This window comes from Pleionea sediminis, from assembly GCF_007570825.1.
Classification (GTDB): domain Bacteria; phylum Pseudomonadota; class Gammaproteobacteria; order Enterobacterales; family Kangiellaceae; genus Pleionea; species Pleionea sediminis.
On sequence record NZ_SUNB01000001.1, the window covers coordinates 2,236,228 to 2,252,118 of the forward strand.

The 15,891-nt window shown below is 40.2% G+C and carries 13 protein-coding genes and 1 tRNA gene; 12 read left to right on the top strand and 2 right to left on the bottom strand.

Translation table 11 applies throughout. From position 1 onward, the window contains the following. Position 1 precedes the first annotated feature (1 nt). From nuoL to truB, 10 genes are all read left to right on the top strand, one after another. Positions 2-1,966: an NADH-quinone oxidoreductase subunit L gene (nuoL, locus tag FAX86_RS09290; RefSeq protein ID WP_144393044.1), complete on the top strand. Its 1,965-nt coding sequence runs from the start codon at positions 2-4 to the stop codon at positions 1,964-1,966. An 18-nt stretch (positions 1,967-1,984) separates the two neighbouring features. Beyond that, positions 1,985-3,523, top strand: coding sequence for an NADH-quinone oxidoreductase subunit M (locus tag FAX86_RS09295; protein WP_144393045.1), 1,539 nt, complete (start codon positions 1,985-1,987; stop codon positions 3,521-3,523). Continuing rightward, positions 3,520-4,950 (top strand): NADH-quinone oxidoreductase subunit NuoN, encoded by a 1,431-nt coding sequence (gene nuoN, locus FAX86_RS09300; protein WP_144393046.1) that lies wholly within the window; start codon positions 3,520-3,522, stop codon positions 4,948-4,950. The genes FAX86_RS09295 and nuoN overlap by 4 nt, the downstream gene beginning before the upstream one ends. Positions 4,951-4,956: 6 nt before the next feature. Further along, positions 4,957-6,042 (top strand): mechanosensitive ion channel family protein, encoded by a 1,086-nt coding sequence (locus FAX86_RS09305; RefSeq protein WP_144393047.1) that lies wholly within the window; start codon positions 4,957-4,959, stop codon positions 6,040-6,042. Between the two features lie 248 nt (positions 6,043-6,290). Next, positions 6,291-6,367 (top strand) — tRNA-Met (locus FAX86_RS09310). Positions 6,368-6,522: 155 nt separating this feature from the next. Then, a complete protein-coding gene (gene rimP, locus FAX86_RS09315; RefSeq protein ID WP_144393244.1) occupies positions 6,523-6,981 on the top strand; it encodes a ribosome maturation factor RimP in 459 nt (152 codons plus the stop codon). A 20-nt stretch (positions 6,982-7,001) separates the two neighbouring features. Continuing rightward, on the top strand, positions 7,002-8,501 hold the full coding sequence (nusA, locus tag FAX86_RS09320) for a transcription termination factor NusA (protein ID WP_144393048.1): 1,500 nt from the start codon (positions 7,002-7,004) through the stop codon (positions 8,499-8,501). 17 nt (positions 8,502-8,518) lie between these two features. Further along, positions 8,519-11,260, top strand: a complete 2,742-nt coding sequence (gene infB, locus FAX86_RS09325) for a translation initiation factor IF-2 (protein WP_144393049.1) — start codon at positions 8,519-8,521, stop codon at positions 11,258-11,260. 32 nt (positions 11,261-11,292) lie between these two features. Beyond that, on the top strand, positions 11,293-11,676 hold the full coding sequence (gene rbfA, locus FAX86_RS09330; RefSeq protein WP_144393050.1) for a 30S ribosome-binding factor RbfA: 384 nt from the start codon (positions 11,293-11,295) through the stop codon (positions 11,674-11,676). Between the two features lie 19 nt (positions 11,677-11,695). Beyond that, complete coding sequence (gene truB / locus FAX86_RS09335) at positions 11,696-12,619, top strand: tRNA pseudouridine(55) synthase TruB (RefSeq protein WP_144393051.1); 924 nt, start codon at positions 11,696-11,698, stop codon at positions 12,617-12,619. On the opposite strand, the gene FAX86_RS09340 is transcribed toward truB, so the two are convergent. Both FAX86_RS09340 and FAX86_RS09345 read right to left on the bottom strand, forming a co-directional pair. After that, entirely contained in the window at positions 12,606-13,055 is a 450-nt protein-coding gene (locus FAX86_RS09340) for a winged helix-turn-helix domain-containing protein (protein WP_144393052.1), read from the bottom strand. The two genes, truB and FAX86_RS09340, sit on opposite strands and share 14 nt — an antisense overlap. 175 nt (positions 13,056-13,230) lie before the next feature. Next, complete coding sequence (locus tag FAX86_RS09345; protein ID WP_144393053.1) at positions 13,231-14,319, bottom strand: helix-turn-helix domain-containing protein; 1,089 nt, start codon at positions 14,317-14,319, stop codon at positions 13,231-13,233. Positions 14,320-14,499: 180 nt separating this feature from the next. Here FAX86_RS09345 and FAX86_RS09350 point away from each other — a divergent pair, with 180 nt between their 5' ends. Together FAX86_RS09350 and rpsO are read left to right on the top strand one after the other, a co-directional pair. Further along, positions 14,500-15,438 carry a methyltransferase domain-containing protein gene (locus FAX86_RS09350; protein WP_144393054.1) on the top strand — a complete coding sequence of 313 codons (939 nt, stop codon included), beginning with the start codon at positions 14,500-14,502 and terminating at the stop codon, positions 15,436-15,438. A gap of 123 nt (positions 15,439-15,561) precedes the next feature. After that, a complete protein-coding gene (gene rpsO, locus FAX86_RS09355) occupies positions 15,562-15,831 on the top strand; it encodes a 30S ribosomal protein S15 (RefSeq protein ID WP_144393055.1) in 270 nt (89 codons plus the stop codon). Positions 15,832-15,891: the final 60 nt, after the last annotated feature.

The following is a 15,891-nucleotide window of genomic DNA, read 5'->3' on the forward strand; positions in this document are numbered from 1 at the left end:
AATGGAGAATACATTACTTGCCATTGTTTTAATGCCCTTGTTCGGTTCAATTATTGCTGGATTATGGGGCAATCAAATTGGTCGACGTGGCGCACACATTGTGACTATTTCTGGTGTGGGTGTTTCTTGTGTTTTGTCGTTTCAAGTAATGTGGGGAATGATTAATGAAACGATTCCCAGTTTAAATCTAACTATTTATGAATGGGGTTCTCTTGGTAATTTATCGTTAGAGATAGGGTTCTTATTGGACTCTTTGTCTGCGACGATGTTATGCGTTGTCACTTTTGTTTCTTTAATGGTCCATATTTATACCATGGGATATATGAAGGATGATCCTGGCTATCAAAGATTTTTCAGCTTCATTAGTTTGTTTACTTTTGCCATGCTCATGCTGGTTTTATCCAATAACTTTTTACAATTGTTTTTTGGTTGGGAAGCCGTTGGCTTAGTTTCATATCTATTAATTGGTTTTTGGTTTAAGAAAGACTCTGCTGTTTTTGCAAACCTAAAGGCTTTTTTAGTGAATCGAGTAGGCGACTTCGGATTCTTAATTGGAATTGCCGCTATTCTGCATTATTTTGGAACCTTAGATTACGCTAATGTTTTTGCTCAGGTAGATACTTTGGCGATGTCACAGCCGACAATGTCAATTGGTCTTGGTGAGTGGTCCGTAATAACTTTCATTTGTATTTGTTTGTTTATTGGAGCTATGGGTAAGTCGGCCCAAGTTCCTTTACATGTCTGGCTTCCCGACTCAATGGAAGGCCCAACTCCAATTTCTGCTTTAATTCATGCTGCCACTATGGTTACCGCGGGTGTTTTTATGGTTGCTCGTATGTCTCCTTTATTTGAGTTGTCAGAGACGGCTCTTACTTTTGTGATGGTGATAGGTGCAACTACAGCTTTATTGATGGGCTTCTTAGGCATTGTGCAAAACGATATAAAGCGAGTGATCGCTTATTCGACTTTGTCTCAATTGGGCTATATGGTCACTGCATTGGGCGCATCGGCATATGCAGCAGGGATCTTTCACTTGATGACTCATGCATTTTTTAAAGCCTTATTATTTCTGGCGGCAGGCTCCGTTATTATTGGCATGCATCATATTCAGGATATTCGAGAAATGGGTAATATCAAAAAATACATGCGTGTCACCTGGATTACCTCTTTGATCGGGACTCTTGCTTTAGTAGGTACGCCATTCTTCTCCGGATTTTATTCTAAAGATGCAATTATTGAAGCGGTACATGCGTCTAGTCTCGCTGGCTCAGATTTCGCATATTTTTGTTTGGTGGTGGGAGTCTTTATAACTTCGCTGTACAGTTTTCGATTGTATTTCTTGGTGTTTCATACCAAAGAGAGAATGAGTGAACACACCAGAAGGCATTTACAGGAATCTTCTCAGGTTGTCACGGTACCATTAGTTATTTTGGCAGTCCCTTCGATTATCATCGGTTGGTGGACCATGGAGCCTCTTTTATTCGGCGACTTTTTCAAGGGCGCAATTAGTGTACTGCCGGAACATGACACGTTGGCTATATTTTCCAGAGAGTTCACGGGTATTTGGTCTTTCTCTATCCATGGCTTTCAAACACTGCCTTTCTTGTTCGTCGTGTTAGGATTTGTAACGGCACTTTATTTGTACGTAATTAATCCAAAGTTTACTGAAAACTTGACAGGGCCATTGTCATCCATACGTTGGATTCTTGATAAAGGTTATTTCTTTGATGCTTTTAATCAAAAAGTTCTTGTCAGATTTGGTCTATCAACTGGTAAAGGCTTGTGGAAGTTAGGAGATGAAAAGTTAATTGATGGCTTATTCGTTAATGGGAGTGCAAAAACGATAGGCTTTTTTGCCGAAATAGTTCGGAAAATACAAAGCGGTTATTTGTATCATTATGCACTTATGATGCTTATTGGTTTGTTATTGGGCTTTTCTTGGATTGCTTGGCCATTTGTAGAATAAATAAAAACAGGAAAGAATATGATCTACCAAGTCCCATGGCTTAGTTTATTGATCTGGTTACCCATTATTGGTGGGGCAATATTGCTGTTTACGATTGGTGAGTCAAAAGAAAAAGCCAGTAAATGGATTGCGCTTCTTATTGCTACTTCCACACTTATTCTCACTATTCCTGTTTATTTGGCATTTGATCCCTTGTCTCATGCTTTGCAATTCGTTGAGCAAGAATCTTGGTTCGAGTCGGTAAAAATTCAATATTACTTAGGCGTCGATGGTTTTTCTTTACCGCTTATTATTCTTACTTCTTTTATTACCGTCGTAGTCATTTTAAGCAGCTGGAACTCAGTTAAACATAGGGTTGCATTGTACATGTCCGCATTTTTAATGTTGTGTGGATTAATGAATGGTGTTTTTGCGTCAGCAGACGCAATTTTGTTTTACGTTTTTTGGGAGGCGATGTTAATTCCAATGTTCCTGGTGATAGGAATTTGGGGGGGGCCAAATCGAGTTTATGCAACGCTTAAGTTTTTTCTTTACACCTTTCTTGGCTCAGTGCTCATGTTGGTTTCTCTTATTTATCTTGGTATCGAGGCCAAAAGTTTCAGTATTGGAGACATGCAACGATTACCAATGTCTCTTGAGGTTCAACATTATTTATTTTGGGCATTTCTAATTGCCTTTGCTGTTAAGGTACCCATGTGGCCAGTGCATACTTGGTTACCGGATGCGCACGTTGAAGCTCCAACCGGAGGTTCGGTTGTATTAGCTGCAATCATGCTGAAAATGGGCACCTACGGATTCGTTCGCTTTAGTTTGCCTGTTACTCCTGATGCGTCAATGTATTGGTCAGAAACTTTAATAGTGTTGGCATTAATTGCTGTTGTCTACATTGGTTTTGTCGCACTTGCTCAAAAGGATATGAAAAAATTAATCGCCTATTCTTCAATTGCACATATGGGATTTGTTGTACTCGGATTTTTTATCGTTTTTTCATTGATCGAAAATGGAAGGTTTGATGCTGCAGTTATGGGAATTCAAGGTGGTTTAATACAAATGATTTCTCATGGTTTTATTTCCGGTGCATTGTTTTTGTGCATAGGTGTTCTCTACGATCGAATTCATAGCCGTAAGATCGAAGATTATGGCGGTGTTGCAAATGCAATGCCTAAGTTTGCCGCTCTATTCTTGTTGTTCGCTATGGCTAATGCTGGACTACCAGGAACCTCAGGATTTGTTGGTGAGTTCTTTGTCATTTTATCCTCATTTCAGGTAACTCCCTGGTATGCCTTGCTAGCAGGTACAACCTTGGTACTTGGTGCGGCTTATTCCTTATGGATGTACCGTCGTGTCATGTTTGGAGAGCCAAAAAATAAAGATATTGCTTCATTGAATGATGTAACAACTCGTGAGTATTGTGTTTTGGTTTCATTGGCAATATTGGTTCTGTTGATAGGCATTTGGCCTGCTCCATTGTTGGATATTATGAATGCATCTGTCGAGCAATTAGTTAATTGTGGTGTAAAAAGTAAGCTTTCCTTAGAAGGAATGTGTTCTGAATGACTTCTTTCAATATTGATCCGTTAATTCCTGAAGTGCTGACACTTTGTTTGGCGTGTATCGTTTTAATGATTGATCTCTATTCGAAAAATAGAGAAAAGCAAACCTGTTATTTAGTGACTCAAATTGGTTTTGCCGTCATTATTCTTTATCTAATCGGAAATATTTGGCAGGAAAAGACAATTACTTACAATGGTACATTTGTTGTCGATTATCTTAGCCAGATCCTTAAGGTAGCATTGATTTTAATAACCGGTGTTTCATTAGTCTATGCACGAGCATATATACGAGAAAGACGTTTTTTAAGAGGCGAGTATTACAGTTTATCTGTTTTCGCTGCCCTAGGCATGATGATTATGGTATCTGCGAATCACATGTTAACTTTGTATTTAGGGCTCGAATTACTTTCTCTAACGTTATATGCCATGATTGCCATGGAGCGAAATAGCCAACTAGGAGCTGAAGCAGCAATTAAGTATTTTGTTACAGGGGCGATTGCATCTGGCTTTTTATTGTATGGAATGTCCTTACTCTATGGTGTAACCGGACATTTGCAATTGGATTCAATGTCGGATGTTATTGCAAATTTATCGGAACATTCTTTGGTTGCAAAATTTGCTGTAATTTTTGTTGTCGCCGGTATTGCTTTTAAACTCGGGCTTGTTCCTTTTCATATGTGGATTCCTGATGTATATCATGGTGCACCAACATCGGTTACTGCTTTTGTTGCCAGTGCACCGAAAGTAGCTGGGTTTGGTTTTGCTTTTCGATTTTTAGTAGAGGGAGCTCAGCCGTTAAGTGCCGATTGGCAACAACTAATACTGATTGCCGGAATGCTGTCAATTGCTTTAGGTAACTTAGTTGCAATTGCACAAAATAATTTAAAAAGAATACTTGCCTACTCAGGTATTGGTCATATGGGATATTTTATTCTTGGGTTTTATGTTCCTGAGGCAGGTGGTCATTCGGCATCTATGTTTTATATTTTAGTGTACTCTTTAATGACATTAGCGGCTTTTGGGTTGTTAATGTTTTTCAGTCGTATCGGTTATGAATATGAAACTCTTGAAGACATTAAAGGATTAGGAAGGAAGAATCCATGGTATGCGTTGATGCTCACATTTGTGATGATTTCTATGGCTGGTATTCCTCCATTTGTTGGTTTTTGGCCGAAACTAGAGATTTTTAGGGCGTTAGTGGCCGATGGGCATTGGAAAATCGCCGTGTACGCTATTCTGTTTTCAGTGATAGGACTTTATTATTATTTAAGAGTTATAAAAGTTGTTCATTTTGATGAGCCTGATCGAGAGTTTCTCTTTCTTCCCAGTCGGAGTATTCGTTTTGCAATTACATTTAATTGTCTCGCACTGTTAATACTAGGATTAATTCCTGACAGCATTTACCGTTATTGTGTACTCGCTTTTGGATGATTTATTATGGCTGAGTTTTATCAAATCTTCGTAGACTTTATAAATGAATGGTTACCGCATCCTTGGGTGCGGGCAACCTTATGGCTGCTTGCAGGCGTTTTCGTATCTTCATTCTCGACTTTTATTTTTCATCACCTTCATTGGTTGGGGGCTTCTAAAACAAAAAATAAACTCGATGATCTATTAGTTCAAAATTTAAAATCTCCGGTGCGTTGGAGTATTTTATTCATAGCTATTTATTTTGCACTAAAGAGCATTCCTCTAGAAGAGTTTTGGTTAACCATAATTGTGTCCATTGAATATACTCTCGCAGTATTTTTGTGGGGGATTTTTGTTTATCGAGTGGCTCGTTATGCGTTGAGCTATACAGCTCAAAAGGAAGATAAGGTTCATTTTGTACAAGCTAAAACCTTGCCTTTATTTGAAAACTTACTTTTTATAGCAGCGATTGCAACAGGCGCTTATTTTATTCTTGTTGTTTGGGATATTAATGTCGGTCCTATCATTGCTTCTGCGGGTATTCTTGGTTTAGCAATGTCATTAGCTGCTAAAGATACCATGGCCAATTTATTTGCTGGCGTTTTTATCATGGCAGATGCTCCTTATTCAATTGGAGATTATATTGTTTTGGACAGTGGAGAGCGTGGAAAGGTTACTCATATAGGAATTCGAAGCACAAGAATTCTCACTAGAGATGATGTTGAGGTCACAATTCCTAATTCCATTATGGGAAATAGTAAAATAATCAACGAGTCAGCAGGTCCATATGAAAAATACAGAATTCGTGTGCAAATCGGATTAGCTTACGGTTCAGACGTTCAACTCATTCGAAAGGTGTTAATGAGTGTTGCGGAAGAGAACATTTCTATTTGTCGAGATCCCGAGCCGAGAGTTCGATTCCGTTCGTTTGGTGATTCGGCACTGTTATTTGAATTGTTGTGCTGGGTACCTAATCCTGAATTGCGGGGTAAAATTAGTGACGAATTAAATGAGCAGGTTTATGACGCGGTTAATAATGCAAAACTCATTATACCGTTTCCTCAGCAAGACGTTTATTTGCATCATGTTAATCAAACGGGTGCTTCAGACTAGTTCTCTTAATGCCAGTTGGCATTGTTTCTTGCATATCGATTGAAACTTCTGCTCAAGTCAGGCTTCGTTGTTTGAATATAGATTAATGTATTCTTGTAGTTTTTAAGTTGTTACCTACTTAGTGCTAAAGATTTGTCTGATAATTGAGCTTTAAAAGGTATAATTATCTCTATCAAGAGAGTTTTTCGACTAATTCTGTCTTATACTTGTGATTCTTGCCCGTATTCGTTAAAATTCCGGCACTTTGATGCGGGGTGGAGCAGTCTGGTAGCTCGTCGGGCTCATAACCCGAAGGTCGTTGGTTCAAATCCGGCCCCCGCTACCAACAGGTTTTTATAGAAAAAGCCCCGTTATTATGGGGCTTTTTCTTAGGCAAATTGAAAATATCGGTGCGGTTTGCCGCCCAGATGTTGTTTGAAAAATGGGCGTTTGTAGCCCATTTTTTGTTTTTGGAGTTTGAGAGAGGTTTTAACAGTGGCGATGATAGCTGAGCTTAACAAACTGATTGAGCCTGCAGTGGAAGCTGTAGGTTGCGAGTTTGTGGGCCTGGAGTACGTGGCAGATGGTCGCCATTCTGTCTTAAGAGTCTATATCGATAGCGAAAACGGTGTAACTATTGATGACTGCGCCGATGTTAGCAGGCAGGTGAGCGCTGTTTTAGATGTTGAAGATCCTATATCTGGGCATTACAACCTGGAGGTTTCATCACCTGGAATGGACAGACCTCTTTTTAAACTTGAACACTTTGAACGCTTCCAAGGAGAAGAGGTAAAGTTGCGAAGTCATACACCCGTTGAAGGACGCCGAAATTTTCGCGGTGTGTTGCAAGCTGTTGAGGGCGATCAAATTTCACTGAATGTGGATGGTCATGTGTTTACCGTTGCTTTTGACAACATTGATAAGGCAAGAGTTGTCCCCGATTTTGGTGACGAGAAGTGAGTACAACCGAGGTTTAACCTATGAGTAAAGAAATCTTATTGGTAGTTGATGCTGTATCCAATGAAAAGGATGTTGAGCCAGAATTAATTTTTGAGGCTTTAGAAGCAGCCATTGCGACAGCAACCAAGAAAAAGAATGGTGGTGAAATCGAAGTTCGGGTCGCCATCGACCGAGTCTCGGGTGAGTATGATACTTTTCGTCGCTGGGAAGTTGTTGCAGATACCGATGAAGGCTTAGAGTCGCCATTTACCCAAATTAGTTTATCTGCAGCGCAAGTTGAAGAGCCTGAAATTCAGGTTGGTGAATATGTTGAAGAGCAAATTGAGTCCATAGAGTTTGGGCGAATCGCTGCTCAAACAGCAAAGCAAGTCATTGTGCAAAAAGTGCGAGAAGCAGAGCGAGCGAAAGTTGTTCGTGCTTTTGAAGGGCGTGTAGGCGAGCTCATCACAGGTGTTGTGAAGAAGGCCAATCGTGACAGTATTATTCTAGATTTAGGCAACAATGCGGAAGCTATTGTGCCACGTGAAGAAATGATTACACGAGAGTCTGTTCGTACTGGTGACCGTGTAAGAGGTTTATTGTACGCAGTTAAACCAGAAGCGAGAGGCCCTCAGTTATTTGTTAGTCGAACTCGTCCCGAAATGTTAATCGAGCTTTTCCGCATTGAAGTGCCAGAAATTGCCGAAGAGGTAATTGAACTAAAAGGCGCTGCTCGTGATCCTGGTTCTCGTGCGAAAATTGCAGTGAAAACGAACGACAAGCGTATTGATCCTGTCGGTGCTTGTGTCGGCATGCGTGGTTCTCGTGTTCAGGCGGTATCCGGTGAGCTAGATAACGAACGAATTGACATCGTTTTATTTGATGACAATCCAGCACAATATGTCATCAATGCAATGGCACCTGCTGAAGTAGCATCAATAGTGGTTGATGAAGACAAACATAGTATGGATATAGCTGTTGCAGAAGATCAGTTAGCTCAGGCGATTGGTCGTTCTGGTCAGAATGTTAGGTTAGCAAGCGAGCTGACTGGCTGGACATTAAATGTAATGACTGAAGCTGATTTCGATGAGAAAAATACGGTTGAAAGTGAGTCAATTATTACGATGTTCATCGATGAGTTAGGCGTTGATGAAGAGCTGGCTGAGGTTCTTGTACAGGAAGGATTTACAACTTTAGAAGAAGTTGCTTATGTTCCTCTTGCTGAGATGCTGGAAATCGATGGATTTGAAGAAGACCTGGTTGAAGAGTTACGGTCTCGAGCCAAAGACGTATTGCTCACTAAGGCAATTGCGTCAGAAGAAAAACTGGATGCTACCGAACCAGCTGAAGATTTGCTGAATATGGAAGGTATGGACAAGCAGTTAGCATTTCAGTTAGCAGGAATGGGAATTCAATGTATGGAAGATTTGGCGGAACAGTCCGTAGACGAGTTAATGGAAGTAGAGGGTATGACCGAAGAAAGAGCTGGAAAATTAATTCTGGCTGCTCGGGCTCCCTGGTTTGAAAATGATGAATCATAATCTGGAGGCCATAACGAATGTCAGAAGTAACAGTCGCTAAACTCGCTGAAACCGTTGGCACTCCTGTAGATAAACTACTGGACCAATTGAAAAGCGCCGGACTCGAATTGTCGAATCCGGATGATGTCGTTTCAGATGAGCAGAAGCAAACGTTGCTGACTTACTTGAAGCAAAGTCACGGCGAGAAACAAGACAGTGAACCTAAGCGGATCACTTTAAAAAGAACCAAAAAAAGCTCACTAAAAGTAACGGGCTCTACTGGAAAATCAAAAACGGTAACGGTTGCTGTACGAAAAAAGCGTACCTACGTTAAGAAAGGTGCGGCAGAGTCATTAGAGACTTCAGCTAAACCAGAGCTAGAAGAAAAGCCTGTTTTGCCTGAAGAAGATACGGTAGTTGAGAAGAAGCCTCAAAAAGAAGACGTTGTAGAAGATAAAGTCGAAGCTGCCGAGGTTGAAGCTAAAACTACTGAAAAAGCAGAGCCAGAGGCTGCTCCTGAAGAATCAACTTTAGCTGAACCTGAAGAAAAAGCTACTGAATCAGAAGCTGGGCAATCAGAGCCAGTTTCTGAGGAAGATGCTGCGGCAGCTGCCAAAGCTGAAATCGCTGCACAAATGAAAGCCCAGGCAGAAGCTATGGCTCGCAAAGAAGTCGAAGCCCGTATCTCCGACCAGGCACGTAAGAAGGCAGAGGAAGAAGCCAAGGCCAAAGCTGCTGAAGAAGAGCGAGAAAGAGAAGCTGAAAAGAAAGCTCGTTTAGAACAACGGAAAAAGTCGGGTCGGGTTGAAGAAGATATTCGTGCTGCGGAGCCGAAAAAGAAACGTAAAAAGAAAAAGCGCGGGTCTAATGATAAGGAAGGCGACAATGATGACATCATCAGTCGATATTCATCAAGCCGACGTAAACCAGAAAAAGTTGAAAGCACTGTTAAGTCGGCTAAGCCGATAAAAGCGCCTAAAGCGTTGCAACATGGCTTTTCGAAACCTATGGATAAAAAAGTTATCGAAGTTCAAGTCCCCGAAGTAATCACCGTTGGTGAATTAGCACAAGAAATGTCGGTTAAAGCTGCGGAGCTCATTAAAGCACTTATGAAAATGGGCACTATGGCAACGATAAACCAGAGTTTAGATCAAGATACAGCAATACTGCTTGTCGAAGAGCTTGGTCACAAAGCGGTAGCAAAAGCAGAAGTGTCTGTTGAAGATGAGTTAGTTACAAGAGCTTCTGAAAGCCAGGGTGAAGGCGAAGGAACTCCGCGCGCTCCTGTAGTGACTATCATGGGGCATGTTGATCACGGTAAGACATCCTTATTGGATTATATTCGCTCAACAAAAGTTGCTGATGGTGAAGCCGGTGGTATTACTCAGCACATTGGTGCCTATCATGTTGATACCAATAGAGGCGGTATTACATTTCTTGATACTCCTGGCCATGCTGCATTTACATCCATGCGAGCGCGAGGTGCAAATGCGACAGATATTGTAATTATCGTTGTTGCTGCTGATGATGGCGTTATGCCGCAAACCGTCGAAGCCATTCAGCACTCGAAGGCTGCGGGCGTGCCACTGATAGTAGCGGTCAATAAAATGGATAAGCCAGAAGCTGACCCTGATCGCGTTAAAACGGAGCTTTCTAAATATGACGTGCTTCCAGAGGACTGGGGTGGTGATACTCAATTTATTCACGTTTCCGCAAAATCCGGTGAAGGTATTGATGACTTATTAGATGCAATATCACTACAAGCTGAATTATTAGAGTTGAAAGCATCTGCGGAAGGTCACGCGAAAGGAATTGTAATTGAAGCTCGCCTCGATAAAGGGCGTGGTGCGGTTGCTTCTGTTCTGGTTCAATCTGGAACTCTCAATCGTGGTGATATTATGCTGGCCGGTCATCATTATGGTCGAATTAGAGCTCTCGTTGATGATACTGGGAAGATGGTAGATTCTGTTGGTCCTTCAATGCCAGTTGAGGTTTTAGGGCTTTCAGGTGTTCCATCAGCTGGTGATGAGATGTTGAGCGTAGAAAGTGAACGTAAAGCTCGTGAAGTAGCGGAGTCAAGACAAGAAAGAGATCGAGACGCGAAACTAGCTCGCCAACAAAAAACTAAGCTTGAGAACATGTTTGCTAACATGACTGAAGCCGACAAGATGACTTTAAGTGTTATTGTTAAAGCGGATGTTCAAGGTTCGGTTGAGGCAATTGTTAATTCTCTTAACGATTTATCGACGGACGAAGTTGTCGTTAACGTTATTGCAACTGGTGTTGGTGGAATTGCGGAAACGGATGTTTCTCTTGCTGCAGCGTCTAATGCATTTATCGTAGGTTTCAACGTTCGTGCTGATTCTTCGGGTCGAAAAGCGGCAGAAGCAGAAGGTGTTGACTTACGTTATTACAGCGTTATTTATGATGTCATTGATGAAGTTAAAGCTGCAATGTCTGGAATGTTGTCACCAGAACGTAAACAAGAAATTGTTGGTCTTGCTGAAGTGCGAGATGTCTTCCGATCGCCAAAATTCGGTGCTATCGCTGGTTGTATGATTACTGAAGGGTATGTGAAGCGAAACAATCCTATTCGTGTACTTCGTGATAACGTGGTGATTTATGAAGGTGAACTTGAGTCACTTCGCCGCTTTAAAGATGATGTACAAGAAGTTCGTAACGGCATGGAATGTGGTATTGGCGTTAAGAATTACAATGATGTTAAAGAAGGCGATCAAATCGAATGTTTCGAAATCATCGAAGTTGCTCGAACGATTTAGTTTGTTCGTCTTTTTTACAGGTAAGTTAGTATATGAGTCGTGAGTTTAGTCGAACAGAACGCGTTGCAGAGCAACTGCAACGCGAGTTGGCGCAAATACTTCAGCGAGAAATTAAAGATCCGCGTGTCGGTATGCCAACGGTATTAGCCGTTGAAATGACTCGCGATCTTCAACATGCTAAGGTTTTTGTTTCATTTTTGGGTAAAGATGAACCCGAAGAAGTCGAACAGGCTTTAAAAATTCTTGATAAAGCTGAAGGATTTATTCGTTCGAGTCTTGCTGGTCGAGTTCGAATGAGGGTTGTTCCTCAACTACACTTTGTTCATGATACCTCTCTTTCTCGAGGGCAGGCGATGTCGTCGTTAATCAAGAAAGCCCGATCAAAAGATTCAGACCAACCATCTGATACAGAGTAACCAATTCTAATTTCATAATATGGCGCGAAAACGTAAAGGTCGTTCTTTAGATGGAATTCTTCTGTTGGATAAACCGACCGGAGAATCTTCGAATAGAGTTCTGCAACAGGTACGGCGGCTCTATAATGCGGCCAAAGCTGGTCATACTGGAAGCCTCGATCCTCTGGCCAGCGGCATGTTGCCCATTTGTTTCGGTGAAGCCACGAAGTTTTCTCAATATCTTTTAAACTCCGATAAATCCTATCGGGTTACAGGAAAACTTGGAGAAACTACAACGACTGCTGATGCGGAAGGAGAAGTTAGGGAACGCCGAGAGGTGAATGTTTCCGAGAGTCAGCTGCTTGATGTTGTGAAATCTTTTTTGGGTGAATCGATGCAAGTTCCATCGATGTTTTCTGCTCTCAAACATAATGGTCAACCTCTTTATAAGCTGGCTCGTCAAGGAATTGAAGTAGAACGTAAAGCTCGTGCAATTCATATTTATCGAATTGAACTCGAGTCATATAACGGTAATGAATTTTCACTTTTTGTGGAGTGCAGTAAAGGAACTTACATTCGAAATTTGGTCGAGGATATTGGAGAGATTTTGGGATGTGGTGCTCATGTCATAGCGTTAAGAAGAGAGTGGGTTGCACATTTCAAGACAGATAATATGATTTCTATCGCTGATATTCAAAGCTTGAGGGATGATGATAAATTTGCCGAGATGGATGAACTTTTGCTACCAAGTGACGAAGCATTGAGTGGTTATCCATCTGTTGAACTGGACCATGACTCTGCTTTTTATTTTCTTCAAGGACAGTCAGTCACCGTTACTGATTCCGAGCTTGAACATCACCCTGTTATTCGAGTCTACGATGAGCATCATAGGTTTTTAGGTGTAGCCGCAATTGATGATGAACTGCAGCTAGCTCCCAAAAGAGTCATTGCTAATCGCGATTGATACCTGTCATTAACTTTGACAAATTTTGTGGCCACCAGTCTGGAATCGATGTATCGATATCTGAAGTTGGGTCGTAATCACTTTCTTTGCTTTTTGTTTGAGCCGAATTGACTCCTTTGACTTTAAGTAGATAGCCAGTTTTGGGGATGGTCTCAATACTTAATCCGCTATCACCGGCTTCTTTTAATTTTGTTCGCAAAATACATACAGCATGAGTTAAACCTTTTTCACCAATGTAGTAATTTCCATCCCAAATGGCATCAATGAGCTCCTTCCTGCTGACAAGCGTATTTCGTTTATCGATTAAATATACTAATAATTGAAAAAGCTTATTTCGCAATCGATGATGCTGCTCATTGATTATTAGACTATGTGTGTCGGCACATAATATTAGATTTCCTATTTTTAATAAGTTAGAACTATTTTCATTATTCATGAGTTTGGCTCAATTGCTTAAAAGTTAAATATAATTTATAAAAATAGCTTCAGCGGATAGACAATTTAGATAAATGTTAACGTCAACATTTATCGGGAAAACATTTACTTTTTATTTAATTTATTGAATTTAAATAAAAAAATATTGAATACTGTAATTGTATCAATTTGTTAACTCATGCCGCCTGACTCTGACGATATTGCGAAGGCGTCATCCCTGTGTATTTCTTAAAGGCATTATTGAATGAGGTTTTATTGTTAAACCCCACTTCATGCGCAATATCAAGAATGGTGAATCTAGTTTGGCCGTTTTTCAATAAGACTTTTGAATGCTGTATTCGTCGCTGATTGATGAGTTCGTAAAAAGAAACATTTAGATGTTCGTTAATAACCTGAGATAAATGGTGAGTTGTTACATTCAGTCTATCTGCTAAGTTTTGCAATGTAAGGTCGTTTTCTAGAAATAGCTTTTCTTCAGCCATTAAGCTTTGAATGCTGTCTGCTAATTTTGATGCAACTTGAGCATTCAAGCTTGATTTTTCATATTTGATTTCTGGAGTAACGAGTTGTTCGGAGGGCGCCGAGCGGTACCGCAAAGAAAATAAGCCTATTGTAAAAATATAAAGACTTTCAGCGAAAACAAAAGTATGAAAGTACCAACCATTATCAATATCGAAAAAATTCTTTAAATAAAATATCGACATATCGAGAGCAAAGATAATACAAAATCCTATAACCAAGTTGGTAAGCCACTGAAGATCTCTTTTCTCAGTTGAAGAATAATTCTCTGCAAGTACGGTTTGATAACGTCTCAGTATATTAATACTTAGCACAATATGTACTAACATCTGAGTAAAAATGAGTGCCCAAGTTATTGATATTAAATTCTCAGTACCAACTAGAGATGACCAAAAAGGGAAAAATGTGACAAATAGCGCTGGATAAATAAGATAAACGAGCTGTAAAACAATCCTATTGTTGGATACAGAATTCGGTTCACACTTTAAAGCGACATAGAGATACAACAAGGGTCCGTATAACCAAGGGAGGAAGGTAAACAAATGGGGAATGGATAAAGGCAATAGCTCGGCAGGTCCAAGTTGTATAAAGCCTTGCCATAAGGGTAATATCATTGCGCTAATAAATATCGCCAAAATGTAATTGGCTTTTCGGCTGACACTTTTTTGAATGAGTAGTGAAACTGCAATTAAGATGCCTTGACCAATAGCAAATAGATAGGGAATTTTAAGTAATTCTTCAGACATCGTTATTCTCACTCCTTTAATGTTATTATTTAATCAGATCAATGTGCGTATTTTCTTTAATAGCTGTAAGAATTTGTGTCTCACCTTGAATTATCTGCTTCTGGTATATTGAATTCTGCTGGGAGAAACATCGAAAATGTGTAAAATACTGCGTTTGGTATTTTGTTAATAAGAAGTGATATGGCAGGAAAAAGTTTGGACTTGTGGGCGAGTTTTTGGGCGGAAGGTTATCTGACCACTTATCCGGCAGAGTTTGCAAAAAACTATGACAAAGGCATTAAATCCTTTTGGTTTTCTATCTTTGAAAACGCACCCGACAATGCACGAATTCTTGATGTTTGTAGTGGTAACGGAGCAATCGCTTTATTAGCAGCAGAATTCAGCAGTGAATTTAATAAAAACTTTAAAATTACAGCGGTTGATTTGGCGAAAGTTGATCCTAAAGTCGTAATTCAAAGGTATCCAGAGTTTGAGTCACTCGTCTCAAAAATTGAGTTTTTGTCGGGAACAGATATTCAGGCGTTGAGTATTGAGGAGCATTCATTTGATCTAATACTTTCTCAATTCGGATTAGAGTATTTGAATGATATTGGTTTGCTAAATAATCTGGCGAAAGGATTAGCCAGTAAAGGTGAACTTATTCTCGTTGCACACCCTGATACCGCCATGGCTAGACAGTCTCTCAACCAAGAGTTTGAGCAGTATAAATTATTGGATTCACTTAATGCTATTTCTCGGCTAAAGAAGTTTGTAAGAAATGATGCGAGTCAAAGAGAAATGCAAGTTTTTTGCAGAGAGTTGTATCAGGAGCTTAGTAAAAGTCTAATGAGCCGAGTTTCTCCGATATTGAAGCAGCTTTTAGAAGTTTGCCAATTCGTGTTGTCGGTCAATCAGGAGCGATTCAAAGACGGAAAACCTAAGATCTTTAAATTATTCAAAGATATTTGGTTGAATCGTGTGCTGTTGGAGCAACAGCGAAAGGTTTATCAAAGATTTGATGAAAATTCACAATGGTTTCAAGAGCTTACGGAAGTTGGCTTTGAGTTGGAAGAGCAAGGAGAAGTTAAGCGAAGTTTGAATCAGCTTTTTGGTCAGTATTATCGTCTCAAACCCGCTTAGTAGCTACCAATAGCGCTTGCTCTGAGGCGCTATGTCAGTTAAAATCGCGCCGGAAATACAGTTCTGTGCTGAATTAGTGATCGGTTCAGGGCTTTATTATTGTCACTAAATGGAGATAAATTTATGTCTTTAAGTGCTGAAGCGAAAGCAAGCATTGTTGCTGAACATGGTCGTGGTGAGAGTGATACTGGCTCTCCAGAAGTTCAAGTTGCGTTATTAACTGCGCAAATTAACCATCTACAAGATCATTTCAAAGCAAACAAGCACGACCATCATTCTCGTCGTGGTTTGTTACGAATGGTAAGTCAGCGTCGTAAACTTCTTGATTACCTCAAGAAGAAAGATCAAACACGCTACACTGACCTAATCGGCAAGCTAGGCTTACGTCGATAAGAGATTGAAAGAAAGGGGCTTTTCAAGCCCCTTTTTGCTATTATCTAAATGCACTTTTGA